Consider the following 22,370-nt stretch of genomic DNA (forward strand, 5'->3'; position numbering starts at 1 on the left):
GATCATCATGGATTAGCCGATTGACTTTTTTATCGCCAGTGGCATGATGCGCGCACTCTCATTGCGTGTTCGGTTCCCATTTCACTATGTCCGCATATTCTCGCCCAGTGCTACTCCTGCTCTGTGGCTTATTGTTGCTTACGGTTTCAATTGCTGTATTGAATACTTTAGTCCCCCTTTGGTTAAACCACGCTCAGTTGTCAACCTGGCAAGTGGGGATGATTGGATCTGCATATTTTACTGGCAATCTTGTGGGCACCCTGGTGGCCGGTAAACTCATCAAACGTATTGGTTTCACCCGTAGTTATCATCTTGCCTGCCTGGTTTTTGCCGCTGCAACGGCCGGTATGGCGCTTTCCCTGGATTTCTGGAGCTGGATGGGCTGGCGCTTCTTTGCCGGCGTAGGGTGTTCCTGGATTTGGGTGATCGTTGAAAGTGCCTTGCTGCGCAGCGGCAACCTGAGTAATCGTGGTCAACTGTTGGCTGCTTACATGATGGTGTATTACCTCGGTACGGTGCTGGGCCAACTGCTGCTGAGCATGCTGCCTACCCAGTTGCTCAGCGTATTGCCGTGGGTCACTGCTCTGGTGATCACTGCCATGCTGCCGATGTTGTTTGCGCGGGTTAACCGTGCGGAAGATGAACCGCAGCAAGCAGCGGTCTGGCCGATGCTGAAGCGCCGCAGCGCACGTCTTGGTATCAACGGCTGCATTATTTCCGGCGTTGTACTCGGTTCTTTGTATGGGTTAATGCCATTGTATTTGTCGCATCAGGGTTTTAGTGACGCCAACGTCGGTTACTGGATGGCATTGCTGGTCAGTTCCGGCATCGTCGGGCAGTGGCCGGTCGGGCGCATGGCCGACCGCTACGGTCGGTTGCTGGTATTGCGCATTCAGGTCTTTGTGGTGATTGTGGCCAGCGTGGCGATGCTGGGCAACTATGCGATGGCGCCGTCGCTGTTTATCCTCGGCTGTGCCGGTTTCACCCTGTATCCAGTGGCGATGTCCTGGGCCTGTGAGAAGGCGATGCCGCATGAGCTGGTGGCGATGAACCAGGCGCTGCTGATGAGTTACACCATCGGCAGTCTGGTAGGGCCATCCATGACGGCGATGCTGATGCAGAGCTATTCCGACCGCCTGCTGTTTGTGATGATTGCGGCCGTGGCGCTGGTATATCTGATGATGCTGCTGAAGCGGCCGGATCGCCATCACACGCCGCTGGCTGCCGCCTGAAACTAAAAAACCCGGCGCAATGGCACCGGGTTTTTTGATCCTGGCAGGGAAATCAATACATCACGGTGTGACCGTAACTCTCCAGGATCCCCTTGACGCGATCCATGGTATCCGCTTTTGGCGGATGCACGCCGTCCAGTTTGTACTCTTCCCCCATCGCCACCCATTTGTGTTTACCCAGCTCATGGTAGGGCAGCAACTCGATTTTTTCGATGTTAGCCATGTCCTTGGTGAACTCACCCAGCAAATGGGCAGACCGATCGTCGTCTGACCAACCCGGCACCACTACGTAGCGGATCCAGGTGCGTTGATTGCGTTTCGCCAGATAGCGCGCAAATTCCAGCGTGCGGTGATTGGACACCCCAACCAGATTCTGATGAATATCGTCATTCATTTGCTTGAGATCGAGCATCACCAGATCGGTGGTGTCCAGCAATTCGTCAATCACCGGATCGTAACGACGCACAAACCCGTTAGTGTCCAGGCAGGTATTGATACCTTCCTGATGACAGGCGCGGAACCAGTCGCGCACGAATTCGGCCTGCAAAATGGCTTCACCACCCGATGCGGTCACGCCGCCGCCGGAGGCGTTCATGAAATGGCGATAGGACACGGTGTCCTTCATCAATTCTTCGACGGTGACTTCCTTGCCGCCATGCGTATCCCAGGTGTCGCGGTTATGGCAGTAAAGGCAGCGCATCAGGCAGCCCTGAAAGAAGACGATAAAGCGGATCCCCGGGCCATCAACGGTGCCACAGGATTCGAATGAGTGGATACGACCTTTCACAGACATTGCAGGGGTTTCTCCAAAATTGACTGTCAAACGCAGTCTAAAAAGTAGGCGTATAGCGGTCGGCAGGGATCAGCGATGCGGCAGCAGGGCAGTGCCCGAGTGCCAGGGTGGAACGATGCCTGTCGCCGGCTATTTACCGGATAACTGTTTTGCCGGATATCCATCGATTATAGACCTCTGGCAAAACAGACTCTGCAGAGTCAGGGGGCGAGCATGATGTGTTAAAAAGGCCGGAAAATCCGGCCCCGGTGAGCAATCGGCTGGCCGAGAGGGGTTAACCACCCGACCAGGCAGAGGATTACATCGACTGAGTGAAAGTACGGGTAATCACGTCTTGCTGCTGTTCTTTGGTCAGCGAGTTGAAGCGAACGGCATAGCCGGAGACGCGGATGGTCAACTGAGGATATTTCTCAGGATCTTCCATGGCTTCCAACAGCATTTCACGGTTCATGACGTTAACGTTCAGATGCTGGCCACCTTCGATTGACGCTTCATGGTGGAAGTAACCGTCCATCAGGCCCGCCAGGTTGGCTTTACGCACGTTGTCATCCTTGCCCAGCGCGTTAGGTACGATGGAGAAGGTATATGAGATACCGTCTTTGGCGTAGGCAAACGGCAGTTTGGCAACGGAGGTCAGCGAGGCCACTGCGCCTTTCTGATCGCGGCCGTGCATTGGGTTGGCACCAGGACCGAATGGTGCACCGGCGCGGCGACCGTCTGGCGTGTTACCGGTTTTCTTACCATATACCACGTTGGAGGTAATGGTCAGCACGGACTGGGTCGGCACCGCATTGCGGTAGGTACGCAGTTTCTGAATTTTCTTCATGAAACGTTCTACCAGGTCGCAGGCAATGTCATCGACGCGGGCGTCGTTGTTACCGAATTGCGGGTACTCGCCTTCGATTTTAAAGTCTACCGCCAGGCCGTCTTCGTCACGGATGGTAGAGACTTTGGCGTACTTGATGGCAGACAGCGAATCGGCAGCCACTGACAGGCCGGCGATGCCGCAGGCCATGGTGCGGTAAACGTCACGGTCATGCAGCGCCATCAGGGCAGCTTCGTAGCTGTACTTGTCGTGCATATAGTGAATGATGTTCAACGCGGTTACGTACTGTTTTGCCAACCAGTCCATAAAGTGGTCCATGCGATCCATGACTTTGTCATAGTCCAGCACGTCATCCATCATTGGCGCTTCTTTCGGACCAACCTGCATTTTCAGTTTTTCATCAACGCCGCCGTTGATGGCATACAGCATGGTTTTCGCCAGGTTGGCGCGCGCACCGAAGAACTGCATTTGCTTGCCGACCACCATTGGGCTGACGCAACAGGCGATGGCATAGTCGTCGTTGTTGAAGTCCGGACGCATCAGGTCATCGTTTTCATATTGTACGGAAGAGGTATCGATAGACACCTTCGCCGCGTATTTCTTGAAGTTCAACGGCAGTTTTTCTGACCACAGAATGGTCATGTTTGGCTCTGGCGACGGCCCCATGGTGTACAGGGTATTCAGGAAGCGGAAGCTGTTTTTGGTGACCAGCGTACGGCCGTCAACGCCCATACCGGCCAGCGACTCGGTGGCCCAGATTGGGTCGCCGGAGAACAGTTCGTCATATTCCGGTGTACGCAGGAAGCGCACCATGCGCAGCTTCATCACCAGGTGGTCAATCAGCTCTTGCGCCTGCTCTTCGGTCAGTTTGCCGGCTTTGAGATCGCGTTCGATGTAGACATCGAGGAAGGTGGATACGCGACCAAAGGACATTGCTGCGCCGTTCTGGGATTTTACCGCGGCCAGATAACCGAAGTAGGTCCACTGCACGGCTTCCTGTGCGGTGATGGCCGGGCGGGAAATGTCGCAGCCGTATTTGGCGGCCATTTCTTTAATCTGGCCCAGCGCACGGTGCTGCTCGGCAATTTCCTCGCGCAGCTGGATAGTCATTTCCAGGTCTTCGCCGTTTTCCAGTTTGTCTTGCAGCGACTTGAACTGGTTAAGCTTGTCAGCCATCAGATAGTCGATACCGTACAGCGCTACGCGGCGATAGTCGCCGATGATACGGCCACGGCCATAGGCATCTGGCAAACCGGTCAGTACGCCGGATTTGCGGCAGTTCAGAATGTCTTTGGTATAAACATCGAACACGCCCTGGTTATGGGTTTTGCGATATTCGGTGAACACCTTTTTCAACTGTGGATCCAGTTCGCGGCCATAGACCTTGCAGGAACCTTCAACCATTTTGATGCCGCCGAACGGGATCAGCGCGCGTTTCAGCGGAGCTTCGGTCTGCAAACCAACGATGGTTTCCAGATTCTTGTTAATGTAGCCCGCGTCGTGAGAAATGATGGTAGAGGCGACGTTGGTGTCGAAATCAACCGGCGCATGAGTGCGGTTTTCCAGTTTGATCCCTTCCATGACCTGGTCCCACAGGGTGGTAGTGGCTTGAGTGGCGCCGGCCAGGAACGATTCGTCACCTTCATAAGGCGTGTAGTTTTTCTGAATGAAGTCACGGACGTTGACTTCGTTCTGCCAGTCACCTTTGCTGAAACCTTCCCAGGCCTGGGCTAACTTTTGGTTAAGTTCGGTCATTGTACACCTACCTTCTAATTGTGGATTTCGAACCCGGCGTTGCGATAGCGGCTCAGTGCTGCCGATCACCACGCAGATATATTACCCAGTAAGTCAACCCAACCAGCAGACCGCCACCGATGATATTACCGAGGGTGACAGGAATCAGGTTGTCGATGATAAAATTGCTTACGGTCAGGTGAGCGAATTGCTCGGGCGTTGCTCCTACGGCCTGCCAGAACTCCGGCGTGGCGAGATGCTTGATTACGATGCCCATCGGGATCATGAACATGTTGGCGATACTGTGCTCAAAACCGCTGGCAACGAACATGGCGACCGGCAGAACCATGGCGAACATTTTGTCCATCAGGCTGCGGCCGGAGTAGCTCATCCACACTGCCAGGCAGACCATCAGGTTAGCCAGAATGCCGAGTGACACGGCTTCAACAAAGGTGTGATGCAGTTTGTGATCGGCAGTCTGCAACACGTTCAACCCCCACAGGCCGTTGGCCGTCATATATTCGCCGGAACACCACATCAGGGCGACGAAGAACAGTGCGCCGATCAGGTTACCAATATAGACATTAAGCCAGTTAGTTGCCAGTTGGCGCCAGGTAATACGGCCGCTGGCCTTGGCAATCACGGTGAGGACGGTGGAGGTGAACAGGTCTGCACCGCAGACCACCACCAGCATCAGTCCCAGAGAGAAGCAGATACCGCCGACCAGTTTGGCCAGGCCGAAGGGCACCGCTGCGGTGCCGGTGGTAGCGGTGATATAGAAGACAAAGGCGATTGAAATGAATACGCCTGCGGTTATGGCCAGATAAAACGTTTTAAGCGGCTGCTTGGTCGCTTTATATACGCCCGCATCTTCGGCGACTTTCGCCGTTGCGGCAGGTAATAACAGATCGAAAGGATTGTCTGCTTTCACGCTAGCTCTCGCTCAAAAGGGTTATAACAACGCAATGAGATACTAGCAAAGCGGTATGCGGTAAAAGTTGATTTGGATCATGATGGGCCAAAGTAGAAGGGTCAGAAACGCGAAAATTTTGGCAAAAATTAACTCAACTATTTGTTTTTTATCTAAAAAATTTTTTTTAAACTTTGCATTCTTTTTTGAATGGATGGGCGGGGATGCTAGTCTAACGGTTAATTTTTTGTATTTATTTTGCCGTCAAAGGGCAAAATATCATCGTGCAATTAACCTGAATTTAACTTTCTTGTAACCATTGCAGGTCGGGGGAGATTTGCCCTGTGGGGCGCAGATCGCCACCAGATGAAAATGCGCCGGTTTCCCGGCAACATTAGGGTGCTGATCATCGGGCGATTGACAGGCACCGGCGGCAAGCCGTGCGGTGCCCGATCGCGGGTTAGGCTTTTGCCCAGTGGCGGCGTTTCGCCTGCTGCAGTTTTTCGTAGGCAGCCAACAGCGCCTGGTGCGCCGGCAGTGCTTGCAGATCGCTGTCGATGGCGAACAGACCGTTAAAACGCGCTTCGCCGCTCATGGCCGCGGAGGCGGCATCAACGGCTTCCTGGCCGTACATCTTCACAAAGGCGCCGTAGTACTGGGCCGGATCGCGGTCCGGTTCCTGCGCGAGCAGCAACAGCGTTTGCAGACAGCGGTAATAGTTGCTGCGTTGCGCGCTAAGCACCGAGGCGTTGAAGTCCTGCGTCCATTCGGTCCAGATTAGCGCCTGATCCATATCGCCGCCGGCCAGCGCCAGCATCGACTTCAGCTCACCGACGCGCAGCGTGTGCCAGGCGTTGTCCTTACCGGAGGCAATGCCCAACAGTTCGCGTACGCGGGTGAAATCATCCAGCCCTTCATCATCCAGACGTTCGATCAGCGCCAGATATTCCTCCGGCGCCCAGTCGCTGTCCGGCAGCGCCAGCAGCAGATCGCGCAGATGTGCGCCCATGCTGTTGTTGGCCAGCAGCAGATCTTCGGCCGGATAAATGTCGGACATCCCCGGTACGATGATGCGGCAGGCGTAGACGCCCAGATGTTCATAGTCGGCGATGTACACTTCCGCGTCTTCTTTCTTGAAGATCTCCATCAGGGTTGCGAACTCTTGCTGGGTACTGCCGCTGAAGCTCCAGTCGACGAAGGGATAATCCGCATCCCGCTTGAACATATCCCAGGAAATCAGGCCGCTGGAATCAATAAAGTGCGTTTCGAGATTGGCGTGTTCGGCCACTTCTTCGTCATCGAAGGTCGGCGCGGTGAACACGTCGAGATCCTTCAGACTGCGGCCCTGCAACAGCTCGGTCACGGTGCGCTCCAGCGCTACGCCGAAATCGGGATGGGCACCGAACGAGGCAAAACAGGTCCCGTTGGCCGGGTTGAACAATACCACGCAGATCACCGGGTAGTCGCCGCCCAGCGAAGCATCATAGGACAGGATCGGGAAGCCTTCTTCTTCCAGTTTGGCGATGGCTTCAACCACCCCGGGATAGCGGTTCAGCACCTCGGCCGGGATCTCCGGCAGGCTGATTGACTCGGCGATGATGCGGTTTTTGACATAGCGCTCGAACACTTCCGACAGGCCTTGCACACGCGCCTCGCTGGCGGTGTTGCCGGCCGACATGCCATTGGAAACGTACAGATTGCCGATGATGTTCATCGGGATATATACCGTTTCCTGATCGGACTGGCGGGTGAACGGCAATGCACAGATACCGCGATCGCCATTACCGGATTGCAGGTCGATCAGTTCGCTGGCGCGTACTTCCTGCTCAGGATTGTAGAACGCATGCAGGCGCTGATCGAGGATACCGGCCGGCAGGGAATCATCCTCCGGGATCGGGAACCACTTCTCGTTGGGATAATGTACGAAATCGCCCTCGGCGATCTGCTTGCCCAGGTAGAAGTCGGCAAAGAAATAGTTGGTCGACAAGCGTTCGAAATATTCGCCCAAAGCGGAAGCCAGCGCGGCTTTTTTGCTGGCGCCTTTGCCGTTGGTGAAGCACAGCGGGCAATCGCGATCGCGAATATGCACCGACCAAACGTGTGGAACCGGATTAAGCCAGGAAGCTTCTTCGATATTGAAACCCAGGTCGCTTAATTTCTGTTGGAAACGGCTGATGGAATCTTCCAGCGCGGCGTCTTTACCGGGGATAAAAGTCTGCGTCATTGTCTTCACTTTTTGAGCGTACTAAAAACGCGCAATGATACGGGTTTTTGCCAGCAAGCTCCATGTATTCCTAAAGCGCAGCGGGTGTCACAGTTTTCATCGTGGCAAGGGGGATAATCCAGCGCATTATTCATCATGGAGAAAGCGAATGAAATCAATGAAAATCAGCGTACTGGCGGGGTTATTGGCCGGATTTAGCGGGACGGCGCTGGCATTGCCATCGATCACCATTCTGGCCACCGGCGGCACCATTGCCGGCGGTGGCGAATCAGCAACCCAGTCCAGTTATACCGCCGGGAAGTTGGGTGTTGATGCCCTGCTGAGCGCGGTACCGCAGTTGAAACAGTTGGCGAATGTGCAGGGGGAACAGCTGGTAAGCATCGGTTCACAGGATATGAATGACCAGGTGTGGCTAACGCTGGCAAAGAAAATCAACGCCGATTGCGCCAAAACCGATGGCTTTGTCATCACTCATGGTACAGATACGCTGGAGGAAACTGCCTATTTTCTCGATTTAACGGTGAAGTGCGACAAACCGGTGGTGATGGTCGGTGCGATGCGCCCGGCAACGGCAATGAGCGCCGATGGCCCGTTCAATCTGTATAACGCGGTGCTGACGGCTGCCGATCCGCAATCTGCCAACCGGGGAGTGCTGGTGGCAATGAACGAAACGGTGCTGGATGCCCGCGACGCGACCAAAACCAGCACCACTGCGGTCCAGGCCTTCCAGTCGCCGAACTTTGGCCCGCTGGGTTACATCCACAACGGCAAAATTGATTATCAGCGCACGCCGCAACGTAAACACACCACCGCGACGTCGTTTGATGTCAGCAAGCTGGATACCCTGCCGAAGGTTGGCATTATCTACAACTATGCCAACGCGTCCGATGCTCCGGCCAAGGCGTTGATCGCCGAGGGTTACCAGGGGATTATCAGTGCCGGCGTGGGCAACGGCAACCTGTATAAAACCGTCTTCGACACGCTGGCGAGCGCCGCGCACCACGGTGTGGCGGTCGTGCGTGCCTCTCGGGTTCCGGGGGGAGCCACCACCGAAGATGCAGAAGTCGATGATGCAAAATACGGTTTTGTTGCCGCCGGTGCGCTCAATCCGCAAAAAGCCCGCGTATTGCTGCAGTTGGCGCTGACGCAAACCAAAGACGCCCGCCAGATACAGCAACTGTTTAACCAATATTGAGAACTGGAGCGCGTCCTGTCAGGGCGCGCACCTCCCAATGTCAACGCAACGGCTAAGCTATAAGGCATCTTTCTTGCTGGAGGAGTAGTCTGCATGCGTGCGTTCGATATTAAGCGTATGGCGTTTGATGAAACATCCGTGGCGTTTCTGGCGGAGGTGGCAGCGCGAAGTCTGTTTACCTTCCTGCTGGTGTTCCTGTTTCTGAAAATGTCGGGGCGCCGTGGCGTCCGGCAGATGTCACTGTTTGAAGTGCTGATTATCCTGACGTTGGGCTCCGCCGCCGGAGACGTGACCTTCTATCATGATGTACCGCTGCTGCCGGTGTTGACGGTATTTGTCAGTATCATGGTGCTGTACCGGGTTTCCACTTTTCTGATGGACCGTCACCGCAAGGTGCAGGACTGGATGGAGGGACGGGCGTTGGTACTGGTCGACGACGGGGTATTTGCCTGGGATACCATGCGTCAGGAGAACATTACCCATGACGAATTCTTTATGGAGCTGCGGCAGGCCGGCGTCGAGCACCTGGGGCAGGTGCGGCTGGCGATTCTGGAAGTCAATGGCGGCATTTCGGTCTATTTTTACCCGCCCGATCGGGTTCGACCCGGTTTGCCGGTGTTGCCATCGCAGTGCGTGACCGCCGTCGATCGGGTTGAACAGGACGGCGATTTTGCCTGTAGTATTTGTGGCATGATTGCACCGCTGCTCAGTACGCAGCAGCATCAGTGTCCACGCTGCAAGAATGACCGCTGGATCGCCGCACTTTCTCATCGACGAGTTGGCTGAATACAGCATAAAAAACCGTGATAAGCCGCTGAATTGGCCGGTGTCATAGCGTTTTATCGCAAAAAATGGCCAACGTATGGCAGAGGCTGTTACCGCCGTTGTAGGCTGTTTCCCGCCGTCGGGCGAATAAGCGTTGCAGCGGGGGGGCGCGAGTGATAAAACCGATGTGCTGGATATCACATTATCCGGCCAGGGGCGTATTTCGGTTAGCCAAGCTGATTGGCGAAATAGTGAATGTGGTGAGGGGAAATGACTCAGGTTTATAATTTTAGTTCTGGCCCGGCTATGCTGCCGGTAGAAGTTTTGCGTCGCGCGGAACAGGAACTGTGCAACTGGCACGGCCTCGGTACATCGGTGATGGAAATCAGTCACCGCAGTAAAGAGTTCATCGCGGTGGCCGAGCAATCCGAACAGGATCTGCGCGACCTGTTGAAAGTCCCCTCCAACTATAAAGTCCTGTTTTGCCACGGCGGCGCGCGTGCGCAATTTGCCGCGCTGCCGTTGAACCTGCTCGGTGAGCAGACAACCGCCGATTACATTGACGGCGGTTATTGGGCGCACAGCGCGATCAACGAAGCAAAAAAGTACTGTTCGCCAAACGTGATTGACGTTAAAACCACCGTTGACGGTTTGCGTGCCATTGTGCCGATGAGCCAGTGGCAGCTCAGCGATGACGCGGCTTACGTTCACTATTGCCCGAATGAAACCATCGACGGCGTTGCCATCGATGAAACGCCAGACTTCGGCGACAAAGTGGTGATCGGCGATTACTCTTCGACCATTCTTTCCCGTCCGCTGGACGTTAGCCGCTTCGGGGTAATTTATGCCGGCGCGCAGAAGAACATTGGTCCGGCCGGCCTGACGCTGGTGATCGTGCGTGACGATCTGCTGGGCAAGGCGCGTCGCGAAGTCCCGTCCATTCTTGATTATACCGTGTTGGCCGAAAACGACTCGATGTTCAATACGCCGCCGACGTTCGCCTGGTATCTTTCCGGTCTGGTGTTCAAGTGGTTGAAGGAACAGGGTGGGCTGGTCGAGATGGAAAAACGCAATCGGGCCAAAGCCGATCTGCTGTACACCACCATTGACAGTTCCGACTTTTATCGCAGCCAGGTGGCGAGCACCAACCGCTCGTGGATGAACGTACCGTTCCAACTGGCCGATGCGGCGTTGGATTCGCTGTTCCTCAGCGAAGCCGAAGCCATTGGCCTGCAGGCGCTGAAAGGCCACCGCGTGGTCGGCGGCATGCGCGCCTCTATTTACAATGCGATGCCACTGGCTGGCGTGCAAACATTGACTGATTTTATGGTGGACTTTGAACGTCGCCATGGTTGAGTGCCGTCGCCCCCGATAGTGGGCGAGGTTGGCTGTTGTTGCAATAAAGCGGCTCCGGCATGATTCCCGGGGCCGTTTCGTTTATCAGATTTGGAGAGTTTTGTTCACATGGTGGATTCCCTGACGTTACAACCGGTTGCTTTGGTCAATGGCACCGTCAACTTACCCGGCTCCAAGAGCGTTTCCAACCGGGCTCTGCTGCTGGCGGCGCTGGCGGCGGGCACCACCCGGCTGACCAACCTGCTGGACAGCGATGACGTGCGGCACATGCTGAACGCGTTACAGGCGTTGGGGGTAAGTTATCAACTGTCTGCCGATCGCACCGTTTGTACGGTTGACGGCGTCGCCGGGCCGCTGGTGGCCAAACAGCCGCTGGAGCTGTTCCTTGGCAATGCGGGTACCGCCATGCGTCCGTTGGCTGCGGCATTGTGCCTGGGTAACGGCGAGGTGGTGCTGACCGGTGAACCGCGCATGAAAGAGCGGCCTATCGGTCACCTGGTCGACGCCTTGCGTCAGGGCGGCGCGCAAATCGACTATCTGGAGCAGAGTGACTATCCGCCGGTGCGACTGCGTGGCGGGTTTAGCGGCGGCAACGTTAGCGTCGATGGCAGCGTTTCCAGTCAGTTCCTCACCGCGCTGCTGATGACTGCACCGTTGGCTGAGCAGGATACGCATATCCATATCAAGGGCGAGCTGGTATCCAAACCGTACATCGACATCACGCTGCACCTGATGCGTACCTTCGGGGTTGAAGTCAGCCACGAGGATTACCGCGTGTTCCACATTCGCGGGCAGCAAACCTATGTGTCGCCAGGTGATTACCTGGTGGAAGGCGATGCGTCTTCGGCCTCGTATTTTCTGGCAGCGGCGGCGATCAAGGGCGGAACGGTGCGCGTAACCGGTATCGGTACCCACAGCGTGCAGGGCGACACCAAATTTGCCGATGTGCTGGCGAAGATGGGCGCGCATATTACCTGGGGTGATGATTTCATCGAATGTCACCGCGGTGAACTGAATGGTATCGATATGGACATGAACCATATCCCGGATGCCGCGATGACCATCGCCACCGCCGCGTTGTTTGCCAACGGCCCAACCACGCTGCGCAATATTTACAACTGGCGGGTGAAGGAAACCGACCGTCTGGCGGCGATGGCCACCGAGTTGCGCAAGGTTGGCGCGACGGTCGACGAAGGCGAAGACTACATCCACGTAGTGCCGCCGGCCAAATTGCAGTTTGCGGAAATCGGCACCTACAACGATCACCGCATGGCGATGTGCTTCTCGCTGGTGGCGTTGTCCGACACGCCAGTGACCATTCTTGATCCTAAATGCACGGCCAAGACCTTCCCGGACTATTTCGACCAGTTGGCGCGTATCAGCCAGTTGGCGTAACGGATCCCTTGTTGATATAGGCTCTTGAACGGGCCTTTATTATTTTTATCCGTCAAGTTCCCTGTTTCTTCTATACTTTTTTCCCATCAGTGGCCTTATTTTCGCCAACCGGAGAGATGCAGGGTAACAGTTGACCCGGTACCCGCGTATAATACGCCACCGAATCCGCCCCGACTGGGCTGGACGGCAGGGACGCGTATATTTTGCTGTCGCCGCGATGTTGGCGGCAGTTGAGTCCCTGTGAGGTTTTTTACCCGAAGGAGAGAGAAATGACGGCTACAGCCCCGGTGATAACCGTTGATGGACCAAGTGGCGCAGGCAAAGGCACCTTGTGCCAGGCATTGGCCGAATCCCTTGGCTGGCGTTTGCTGGATTCCGGCGCAATCTATCGCGTGCTGGCCCTGGCTGCGCTGCATCATCAGGTTGATATCACGTCAGAGGAAGCGCTGGTCCCGCTGGCCGCCCATCTCGACGTCCGTTTTGTTGCTGAAAACGGCAAGCTGCAAGTGATTTTGGAAGGTGAGGATGTCAGCAATGAAATCCGCACCGAAACCGTAGGCAATACCGCGTCTCAGGCCGCCGCTTTTCCGCGGGTGCGCGAGGCGCTGCTGCGTCGCCAGCGGGCATTCCGCGAGGCGCCAGGCCTGATTGCCGACGGCCGCGATATGGGCACGGTGGTGTTTCCCGACGCGCCGGTCAAGATTTTCCTTGACGCCAGTTCGGAAGAACGCGCACACCGCCGCATGCTTCAGTTGCAGGAAAAGGGCTTTAATGTTAACTTTGAACGTCTTTTAGCCGAGATAAAGGAACGGGACGACCGTGACCGTAATCGGCCGATTGCGCCTCTGGTGCCGGCTTCCGATGCCCTTGTGCTGGATTCGACCAGCATGTCGATTGACGAAGTCATCCAGCGTGCGCTGGCATATGCGCATAAAGTTCTGGCGTTGCCGCAGCAATAAGCGCGGCGGCGTTTTTGGCTTTTTGTCAAATTTGTCATCGAATTGACATAGCAGTATCATGATATATCGGGTAAAATTTTACCCCTGTAACCTAAACCCAGTCGGCATGGAGCCAATGGCCGGGTATGTTAAACAACCCCATTCGGCGGGACGCTAAATGGACGTTAAACTAAAGAACCCTGAAGATTAACAACATGACTGAATCTTTCGCTCAACTCTTTGAAGAATCCCTGAAAACAATCGAAACCCGCCCGGGTTCCATCGTTCGTGGCGTTGTAGTTGCTATCGACAAAGACATCGTACTGGTTGACGCCGGTCTGAAGTCTGAGTCTGCCATCCCGGCTGAGCAATTCAAAAACGCCCAGGGCGAACTGGAAATCCAGGTTGGCGACGAAGTTGACGTTGCTCTGGATGCAGTAGAAGACGGCTTCGGTGAAACCCTGCTGTCCCGTGAGAAAGCTAAACGTCACGAAGCTTGGATCACGCTGGAAAAAGCTTACGAAGACGCTGAAACTGTTACCGGTGTTATCAACGGCAAAGTCAAAGGTGGCTTCACTGTTGAGCTGAACGGCATCCGCGCGTTCCTGCCAGGTTCTCTGGTAGATGTGCGTCCGGTACGCGACACGCTGCACCTTGAAGGCAAAGAGCTTGAGTTCAAAGTCATCAAGCTGGACCAGAAACGCAACAACGTTGTTGTTTCTCGTCGTGCAGTCATCGAATCCGAGAACAGCGCAGAGCGCGATCAACTGCTGGAAAACCTGCAGGAAGGCATGGAAGTCAAAGGTATCGTCAAGAACCTCACTGACTACGGTGCATTCGTTGATCTGGGCGGCGTTGACGGCCTGCTGCACATCACCGACATGGCTTGGAAACGTGTTAAGCACCCAAGCGAAATCGTCAATGTGGGCGATGAAATCACTGTTAAAGTGCTGAAGTTCGACCGCGAGCGTACTCGTGTTTCCCTGGGCCTGAAACAGCTGGGCGAAGATCCATGGGTTGCTATCGCGAAACGTTACCCAGAAGGCACCAAGCTGACTGGTCGTGTTACCAACCTGACTGATTACGGCTGCTTCGTAGAAATCGAAGAAGGCGTTGAAGGTCTGGTACACGTTTCTGAAATGGATTGGACCAACAAAAACATCCATCCGTCCAAAGTTGTTAACGTGGGCGACGTAGTGGAAGTTATGGTTCTGGACATCGATGAAGAACGTCGTCGTATCTCCCTGGGCCTGAAGCAGTGCAAATCCAACCCATGGCAGCAGTTCGCAGAAACCCACAACAAGGGCGACCGCGTTGAAGGTAAAATCAAGTCTATCACTGACTTCGGTATCTTCATCGGCCTGGACGGCGGCATCGACGGCCTGGTTCACCTGTCTGACATCTCCTGGAACGTTGCAGGCGAAGAAGCAGTTCGTGAATACAAGAAAGGCGACGAAATCGCAGCTGTGGTTCTGCAAGTTGACGCAGAGCGCGAGCGTATCTCCCTGGGCGTGAAGCAACTGGCTGAAGATCCGTTCAATAACTACCTGTCTATGAACAAGAAAGGTACTATTGTTACTGGTAAAGTCACAGCAGTTGACGCTAAAGGTGCTACAGTTGAATTAGCAGGCGGCGTAGAAGGTTACCTGCGTGCATCTGAAGCCTCTCGCGACCGTGTTGAAGATGCAACTCTGGTTCTGAACGTAGGCGACGACGTTGAAGCCAAATTCACCGGTGTTGACCGTAAGAACCGCGTTGTAAGCCTGTCCGTACGTGCTAAGGACGAAGCTGACGAGAAAGATGCTATCGCTACTGTTAACAACAAGCAGGAAGAAAGCAACTTCTCCAACGCTATGGCTGAAGCCTTCAAAGCGGCTAAAGGCGAGTAATGACGGTGGGGCGGTCTCTGACCGCCCTGATACGGTAGTTTAGCTGCAAAGCTTGGAGGAACAATGACCAAGTCTGAACTTATTGAAAGACTTGCTGGCCAGCAATCTCATATCCCGGCGAAAGCCGTTGAGGATGCAGTGAAAGAGATGCTTGAGCATATGGCTGCGACATTGGCCGATGGCGAGCGCATCGAGATCCGCGGATTCGGCAGTTTTTCTCTTCACTACCGTGCTCCGCGCGTAGGTCGTAACCCAAAAACCGGTGATAAGGTTGATCTGGATGGCAAGTACGTCCCGCACTTTAAACCAGGTAAAGAGTTACGTGACCGCGCCAATATCTATGGCTAATGTCTGATTGACCATAGAGTTGTTGCTTGTAAAAAATATAAAACGGTGCCCTTGGGCGCCGTTTTTTTTCGCTGAAATTTATCCCTGCCTTATTGGTCGCCAATCGCGCACGCACCGTTGTTTATGCGACACGGCAAGCATTTCCCTGCTGCAAGCCACGCTAGCAGCTAACGGTTTGCGCAGCGCATTCCGTGATTGGTTTTATCCCCCTGCACATCAGCTCGTCCCGACGTAACATCCGGTTATAGCGACCTTTTGTCAGGGAGAAACCTATCAGACTGTCAATGGATATTGCCGCCGCCGCCGTAGTGGTCGGCATGTTGCCGATCTTGTTTATGTCGCAATTGCCCACCTGGCAAATGCTGTTGGGGTTGGCGACGCTGATGGTTGGCTTGTGGCGTCAAACCAGTAGCGCGTTATGCCAGACCATGGCGTGGGCGCTTTGTGGGCTGGTATTGGCGTGCTTGAGCGCAAACGTCGTCATGCAGCAGATCGCCACCCTCAGCGAAAAAACCGTCGAGGTAGTCGCTACCGTCAGCAGCGTGAGACTGACAGGCAGCGAACCGGCCAAAATTCAGTTCAGGATTGAACAGCACGATCGACGCTGGCTTTTCCCTGCGCTGTCATTCAATGCCCGTTTGAAAACGCCCGACTGGTGCGCCGGTCAGCGGTGGATGCTGAGGGTTGGTTTCAGACCGGTACACGCTAACCTCAATCAGGGGGGATTTGATAGCCAGCGTTGGGCCATTGCCCGCCGTCAGCCGCTGACCGGTTACATTCACGCTGCCAGGCCGCTTGATACGCAGTGTGGCTTGCGGCAACGTATCATCACGGCGGTAGAACGACGCATCGGTGCCCTGGAGCATCGCGGCACCATGCTGGCACTGGCCTTTGGCGAACGGGCGCAGGTTGCTCAACGGCTGCGTGAACGGTTGCAAAAAACCGGCATTGCTCACCTGATGGCAATTTCAGGCCTGCATATTTCTCTGGCCGCCATGATGATCTGGGGGCTGGCGCGTTTAGGGCAGGCTTTACTGCCCGCGCGCTGGATCGGCTACCGTTTGCCATTGCTGATTGGCACCGGGGTGGCGTTGGGATACGCCTGGCTGGCCGGTGGCCACCCGCCGGCGTTGCGTGCTGCGATCGCCTTGACGCTATGGGTCATATTACGCTTGCGCGGCATATGCTGCTCCTCCTGGCAGGTGTGGCTGTGGTGCATTTGTCTGATACTGCTGAGCGATCCGCTGGCGATACTATCCGACAGTTTTTGGCTATCGGCACTGGCGGTTGCCGCGTTGATTTTCTGGTTTGAATGGGCACCGCTACCTCGGCGTTTTAGCGCAGCCTGGTATTGGGCGCCGTTACGCTGGCTGCACATCCAACTGGGGATGACGCTATTATTGCTGCCAATGCAGTTTGGTCTGTTTCACGGGGTGTCCTGGACCTCGTTGCCGGCCAACCTATGGGCGGTACCGATCGTTTCGTTACTGTCGGTACCGCTGATTCTTACCGCCGTGGTGTTGAACAATGTGCCGATGCTGGGCGAGTATTTATGGTTGGCAGCCAATCAAACGCTGGTTTGGGCGCTTTGGCCGCTGCCCTGGTTGGAGCAGGGGTGGGTACGCATCAGTTCGGGGCTGATGCAGTTCAGCGTACTGGGGTGGCTGAGCGTGGCGGCCTGGCGTTTCGGCTGGTGGCGCAGCTACCCGACGGGGTGCGCTGCACTATTTCTCATATTCCTGGTGTGGCGCGAACGTCCACCGGAACACCGTTGGCGGCTTGATATGTTGGATGTGGGCCATGGTCTGGCGGTGGTAGTCGAGCGCAATGGCAAGGCAATCATATATGATAGCGGCAATCGGTGGAATACCGGCAGCGCGGCGCAGCGCATCATATTGCCGTATTTGCGCTGGCGAGGCTTGCAACTGGAACATATCTTTATCAGCCATAGCCATCTGGATCATATTGGCGGGCTGCCGGAGTTGCTGCAGGCGTTCCCGCAGGCCAGTGTCCACTCGCCCCTGAGCGAGGCGGGGCACTTGCCATGTATACAGGGGCAGCAGTGGCATTGGCAGGGGTTGCGCATTAAGGCGCTGTGGCCACCACGGCGGGTGAATTATGCCACCAATGATGACTCCTGCGTGATTCGCCTGGATGATGGGCAACACAGCGTTTTACTCACCGGCGATCTGGAAGCCAAAGGGGAAGCGGCGCTGCTGCGTCAGCGGGCCAATTTGCCCGCCACCTTACTGCAGGTGCCGCATCACGGCAGCAAAACGTCGTCAACGCCGTCTTTTTTACGGGCGGTGGCACCGAAAGCGGCGTTGGCTTCGGCTTCCCGCTATAATGTTTGGCGCTTACCCGCAGAAAAAATCATCAGTCGTTACCGGAAAAATAATATCAGTTGGCATGATACGTCGCGTGCCGGACAGCTCAGCGTACTTTTTTTCGACAATGATTGGCAAATTAATGGCTTTCGAGAGCAATTAATGCCCCGTTGGTACCATCAGCGGTTTGGCGTAGAGAGGGATAATGAGTAAAATAGGCCGCTATTTCTTCCAATGCTGGTATTTGCATGATGAATGATAAAGATCTCTCGACCACGCAGACCTTCCGTCGATTGTGGCCGATGATCACACCTTTCAAGTCAGGGCTGATTGTGGCCGCCATCGCGTTGATTCTGAACGCCGCCGGGGACACATTGATGTTGTCCCTGCTTAAACCTCTTTTGGATGATGGTTTTGGTAAAACCGACAGCAGCGTTTTACTCTGGATGCCGCTGGTGGTGATTGGCCTGATGCTGATGCGCGGCATAACCAGCTTCGTTTCCAGTTACTGCATCTCCTGGGTATCCGGCATGGTGGTGATGCAAATGCGCCGCCGTCTGTTCGGCCACATGATGCGCATGCCGGTGGCATTTTTCGATCAGCAATCGACCGGTACCTTGTTGTCGCGCATTACCTATGACTCCGAGCAGGTCGCCTCGTCATCATCCAGCGCGCTGGTGACCGTGGTGCGTGAAGGGGCCTCGATTATCGGCCTGTTCATCATGATGTTCTACTACAGCTGGCAGCTGTCGGTAATTCTGATTATCCTGGCGCCGATTGTGTCGTTTGCCATCCGAATGGTATCGAAGCGTTTTCGCAATATCAGCAAGAATATGCAAAATACCATGGGGCAGGTTACCACCAGCGCTGAACAAATGCTGAAAGGGCACAAAGAAGTGCTTATCTTCGGTGGCCAGCAGGTGGAGACCGAGCGCTTCAACTCCGTCAGCAACCGCATGCGTCAACAGGGCATGAAACTGGTTTCCGCCTCGTCGATTTCCGATCCGATCATTCAGCTGATTGCGTCGCTGGCGCTGGCGTTTGTGCTGTTTGCCGCCAGTTTCCCAAGCGTAATGGAAACGCTGACCGCCGGTACCATCACCGTGGTGTTCTCGTCGATGATTGCCCTGATGCGTCCGCTGAAATCGTTAACCAACGTCAACGCGCAGTTCCAGCGCGGTATGGCTGCCTGCCAGACGCTGTTCTCCATTCTGGATATGGAGCAGGAGAAAGATACCGGCACGCGCGAAGTACAACGTGCCAAAGGCGATATCGAATTCCGCAACGTAACCTTCTGCTATCCCGGCAAGGAAACGCCAGCGCTGCGTGATATCAACCTGAGCATCTCAGAAGGCAAAACGGTGGCGCTGGTGGGACGTTCCGGTTCGGGCAAATCGACCATCGCCAATCTCCTGACGCGTTTCTATGATATTCAGCAGGGCGAAATCCTGATGGATGGCCACGATCTGCGAGAATATACCCTGGCCTCGCTGCGCGATCAGGTGGCCCTGGTGTCGCAAAATGTGCATTTGTTCAATGACACCATCGCCAACAATATTGCGTATGCGCGCGAAGATCGTTACAGCCGTGAAGAAATCGAAAAGGCCGCGCGTATGGCCTATGCGATGGATTTCATTGAAAAAATGGACAATGGTCTGGATACGGTGATCGGCGAAAACGGCGTGATGCTCTCCGGTGGTCAGCGCCAGCGAATTGCCATTGCCCGCGCACTGCTGCGCGATTGCCCGATCCTGATCCTTGATGAAGCGACCTCGGCACTGGACACCGAATCCGAGCGTGCAATCCAGGCTGCGCTGGACGAGTTGCAAAAAGACCGTACTTCGCTGGTGATCGCACACCGTCTGTCTACCATCGAAAAAGCCGATGAAATTCTGGTGGTGGAAGACGGGCGTATCGTAGAGCGTGGCGAACATCATGAGTTGATCGCCAAACAAGGCGCCTATGCGCAGCTGCATCGTATGCAGTTTGGTGAATAATGATCGATCGCATCTGGTCAGGCAGTTCGCTGCTCTATCTTTTACTGTTGCCGCTCTCCTGGCTGTATGGCCTGGTGAGCGTACTGATACGGCTCAGTTATCGTGTTGGTTTGCGTAAAAGCTGGCGTGCGCCAGTGCCGGTGGTGGTGGTCGGTAATCTGACCGCCGGCGGTAATGGCAAGACGCCGATGGTGATCTGGCTGGTTGAACAATTGCAGTCGCGTGGCTATCGGGTAGGGGTGGTGTCTCGGGGTTATGGCGGGAAATCACCGGTCTACCCGCTGTTGCTGGATGCACAAACCACAACGCAACAGGCCGGTGACGAACCGGTGCTGATTTACCAGCGTACCGGCGCCCCGGTGGCGATTGCGCCGAAACGCGCCGCTGCGGTACAGGCTTTGCTACAACGACACCATCTCGATCTGGTGATCACCGATGACGGCTTGCAGCACTATGCGTTGCAGCGTGATTTTGAGCTGGTGGTGATTGACGGTGTGCGTCGGTTTGGCAACGGTTGGTGGTTGCCGGCTGGGCCAATGCGTGAGCGGGCCGGGCGGTTGGACACGGTAGATGCCCGTATCGCCAACGGCGGCGTGGCGCAGCCGGGTGAAATCGCCATGCGACTACAGGCGCGTGAAGCGGTAAATATGGTCAGCGGTCAGCGCCTGGCGGCAGAACAATTACCACGGGTGGTGGCGATGGCCGGCATCGGTCATCCACCGCGCTTCTTTGCCACGCTTGAAAACCTGCGGGTCAACGTCGAGCGGGAGGTGTCGTTTGCCGACCATCAGCAATATGACCTGGCACAACTGTCCGAGCTGACTCCTCAGGGGCAAACCCTGTTGATGACCGAGAAAGACGCGGTTAAATGTCGCAGTTTTGCGCAAGCGGATTGGTGGTACTTGCCCGTCGATGCGGTGTTGCCGAACGAGCAGGCAAATTCCCTGTTGCAGCGTATTGAAACCTTGCTGAAAAACTAACTTACAGCGCCAGCGCATCAAGTCCCAACGCTTGCGCGCAGGCCTGTACAGAACGCTGCTGCGTTTGCTGATATAACGTCAATTCATCGATCACTTGCGCACCCAGCGCCATCTCAAAGGCCGAGCGGCTCGACGCTGCATTATATTGTGCGTGCTGATTGTCTCCCAGATTTGATTGGAAGATGCCCGCCGCGCTGACCGGCAGAAAATCCTCGTATACCAGCGGTTGGAAACGCACATAATCTTGCGCGATCAGCTGTTCCAGCGAGCTGTGTTTATCAAGGCTGTCTTTGGCCGCCAACCCGCACTCGGTGGGGAAGTAGCGGAACCATGCCAGTTGCTGTTCGCGCAGGGTGGTATAATCGTCGGGAAACGATTGGAAGTTATCCTGTAATAACTGGTTATACCGATCGGCATTTTTTTCGCTCGGCGCCGCCTGCAAGGCATGGTTGGTGGCTTGCAGCAAACGGTCGTACAGCGCCCGGCCTTTCGGCGTCAGTGCGACGCCGCGTTGTTCAATTTCGCCAAAGCGTGCGGTGTGGTGGCCGGCAACCGTAGTGCCGTTGTGTTCGACAAATGCCACCGGCTCTTCAAGCGCCTTGAAGCTGGTTTGCCGTAACAGGATCGGGCATTTACGGCGAGGCGGGCCTTCAATCACCGCCTTCGGCGTAATGCCACGCTGCGGCATGCCGTCTTGCACCAGGTCGATATCCAGCGTACGCGGCGTCAGGTGGTTGATATGCGGGCCTTTAAAGGCCACCACGTCGGCGATTAAACGGTGTTGGTCGTGCAGTTGCCGATACTCGGCTGCGCTGACAGTCGCCTGGGAGTGCCAACGAAAGGTTTCCAGCGCCTGTTCGATAAACTCGCTTGCCTGTGTGCGGTCGAGACCGCCTTGCGCCTCGTGCAGGGTGATGAGCTCCAGCGCTCGCTCGGTGAAGATCTGCCGGCGGCCCAGCAGTCGTTCAGCCAGTGCGCGCAGTTCGGGCTGTTCAATCAATTCCAGACGCAGCAGTGAGGTAAATACGCGAAACGGACTGGTTTGCAGATCTTTTTCATGTACCGCACGAAATGCGGTGGAATGCACGGGGACACCAGCGACCGCCAGATCGTAATAACCGACCGGCGCCATGCCCATAACGTTAAACAGTCGCCTCAGGGTAGCCAATTCGTGGGCGGTACCAACCCGAATGGCGCCATGGCGTTCCATTGCCAGCCGCTCAATCTCACCGGTAATTTGCAGTTGATGCGCCAACTCGGCGTCATTACTCAACAGTTCCCGGTTGGTTTCGGCCACCAAATCAAGCAGAGCGCCGTATAACGGCACTTCCTTTTGATACATATCAGACATGGCATGCGAGAATTTGGCACGGATTTCATTCGGTGAGATGAACTGCTGGGCGGTCATGCGCATAGCTCCTTAATTCAGCATAATCTGAAATTATTATTTTCGGCGATCGT

At 55.4% G+C, this 22,370-nt stretch carries 16 protein-coding genes; 11 read left to right on the plus strand and 5 right to left on the minus strand.

The window, feature by feature from the left end; all coding sequences use genetic code 11:
* Nucleotides 1-86 precede the first annotated feature (86 nt).
* Nucleotides 87-1,232 carry an MFS transporter gene (locus AC2AXP_RS03745; protein ID WP_039992270.1) on the plus strand — a complete coding sequence of 382 codons (1,146 nt, stop codon included), beginning with the start codon at nucleotides 87-89 and terminating at the stop codon, nucleotides 1,230-1,232.
* Between the two features lie 52 nt (nucleotides 1,233-1,284).
* On the opposite strand, the gene pflA is transcribed toward AC2AXP_RS03745, so the two are convergent.
* The 4 genes from pflA to ycaO form a co-directional block, all read right to left on the minus strand.
* Nucleotides 1,285-2,025: a pyruvate formate lyase 1-activating protein gene (gene pflA, locus AC2AXP_RS03750; RefSeq protein WP_004964954.1), complete on the minus strand. Its 741-nt coding sequence runs from the start codon at nucleotides 2,023-2,025 to the stop codon at nucleotides 1,285-1,287.
* Between the two features lie 298 nt (nucleotides 2,026-2,323).
* Nucleotides 2,324-4,606, minus strand: a complete 2,283-nt coding sequence (pflB, locus tag AC2AXP_RS03755) for a formate C-acetyltransferase (RefSeq protein WP_004964952.1) — start codon at nucleotides 4,604-4,606, stop codon at nucleotides 2,324-2,326.
* Between the two features lie 52 nt (nucleotides 4,607-4,658).
* Nucleotides 4,659-5,516 (minus strand): formate transporter FocA, encoded by an 858-nt coding sequence (focA, locus tag AC2AXP_RS03760; RefSeq protein ID WP_004964949.1) that lies wholly within the window; start codon nucleotides 5,514-5,516, stop codon nucleotides 4,659-4,661.
* Between the two features lie 439 nt (nucleotides 5,517-5,955).
* Nucleotides 5,956-7,719 carry a 30S ribosomal protein S12 methylthiotransferase accessory factor YcaO gene (ycaO, locus tag AC2AXP_RS03765; protein WP_484381418.1) on the minus strand — a complete coding sequence of 588 codons (1,764 nt, stop codon included), beginning with the start codon at nucleotides 7,717-7,719 and terminating at the stop codon, nucleotides 5,956-5,958.
* A 148-nt stretch (nucleotides 7,720-7,867) separates the two neighbouring features.
* On the opposite strand from ycaO, the gene ansB reads away from it, so the two are divergent.
* The 10 genes from ansB (at nucleotide 7,868) to lpxK (ending at nucleotide 20,909) form a co-directional block, all read left to right on the plus strand.
* The gene (gene ansB / locus AC2AXP_RS03770) at nucleotides 7,868-8,914 is read left to right on the plus strand and encodes an L-asparaginase 2 (protein WP_484381419.1); all 1,047 of its coding nucleotides are present in this window, start codon (nucleotides 7,868-7,870) and stop codon (nucleotides 8,912-8,914) included.
* Between the two features lie 93 nt (nucleotides 8,915-9,007).
* Nucleotides 9,008-9,700, plus strand: a complete 693-nt coding sequence (locus AC2AXP_RS03775) for a DUF421 domain-containing protein (protein ID WP_004964821.1) — start codon at nucleotides 9,008-9,010, stop codon at nucleotides 9,698-9,700.
* Nucleotides 9,701-9,949: 249 nt separating this feature from the next.
* Nucleotides 9,950-11,035 carry a 3-phosphoserine/phosphohydroxythreonine transaminase gene (gene serC / locus AC2AXP_RS03780; RefSeq protein ID WP_198772746.1) on the plus strand — a complete coding sequence of 362 codons (1,086 nt, stop codon included), beginning with the start codon at nucleotides 9,950-9,952 and terminating at the stop codon, nucleotides 11,033-11,035.
* A 108-nt stretch (nucleotides 11,036-11,143) separates the two neighbouring features.
* Nucleotides 11,144-12,430: a 3-phosphoshikimate 1-carboxyvinyltransferase gene (aroA, locus tag AC2AXP_RS03785; protein WP_004964814.1), complete on the plus strand. Its 1,287-nt coding sequence runs from the start codon at nucleotides 11,144-11,146 to the stop codon at nucleotides 12,428-12,430.
* A gap of 269 nt (nucleotides 12,431-12,699) precedes the next feature.
* Nucleotides 12,700-13,389, plus strand: coding sequence for a (d)CMP kinase (cmk, locus tag AC2AXP_RS03790; protein ID WP_004964810.1), 690 nt, complete (start codon nucleotides 12,700-12,702; stop codon nucleotides 13,387-13,389).
* A gap of 194 nt (nucleotides 13,390-13,583) precedes the next feature.
* Nucleotides 13,584-15,257 carry a 30S ribosomal protein S1 gene (rpsA, locus tag AC2AXP_RS03795; RefSeq protein WP_004964807.1) on the plus strand — a complete coding sequence of 558 codons (1,674 nt, stop codon included), beginning with the start codon at nucleotides 13,584-13,586 and terminating at the stop codon, nucleotides 15,255-15,257.
* A 63-nt stretch (nucleotides 15,258-15,320) separates the two neighbouring features.
* Nucleotides 15,321-15,605: an integration host factor subunit beta gene (ihfB, locus tag AC2AXP_RS03800; protein ID WP_004964804.1), complete on the plus strand. Its 285-nt coding sequence runs from the start codon at nucleotides 15,321-15,323 to the stop codon at nucleotides 15,603-15,605.
* 284 nt (nucleotides 15,606-15,889) lie between these two features.
* Entirely contained in the window at nucleotides 15,890-18,145 is a 2,256-nt protein-coding gene (locus AC2AXP_RS03805; RefSeq protein WP_198772745.1) for a ComEC family protein, read from the plus strand.
* 35 nt (nucleotides 18,146-18,180) lie between these two features.
* Nucleotides 18,181-19,929: a lipid A ABC transporter ATP-binding protein/permease MsbA gene (gene msbA, locus AC2AXP_RS03810; RefSeq protein WP_004964799.1), complete on the plus strand. Its 1,749-nt coding sequence runs from the start codon at nucleotides 18,181-18,183 to the stop codon at nucleotides 19,927-19,929.
* Nucleotides 19,929-20,909, plus strand: coding sequence for a tetraacyldisaccharide 4'-kinase (gene lpxK, locus AC2AXP_RS03815; protein WP_484381420.1), 981 nt, complete (start codon nucleotides 19,929-19,931; stop codon nucleotides 20,907-20,909). Before msbA ends, lpxK begins: the two co-directional genes overlap by 1 nt.
* A 1-nt stretch (nucleotide 20,910) precedes the next feature.
* Here the strand turns inward: lpxK and hglS are convergent, their stop codons facing one another.
* Nucleotides 20,911-22,317, minus strand: a complete 1,407-nt coding sequence (gene hglS / locus AC2AXP_RS03820) for a 2-oxoadipate dioxygenase/decarboxylase HglS (RefSeq protein ID WP_039992258.1) — start codon at nucleotides 22,315-22,317, stop codon at nucleotides 20,911-20,913.
* Nucleotides 22,318-22,370: the final 53 nt, after the last annotated feature.

Source organism: Serratia sp. Sp408 (genome assembly GCF_057180665.1).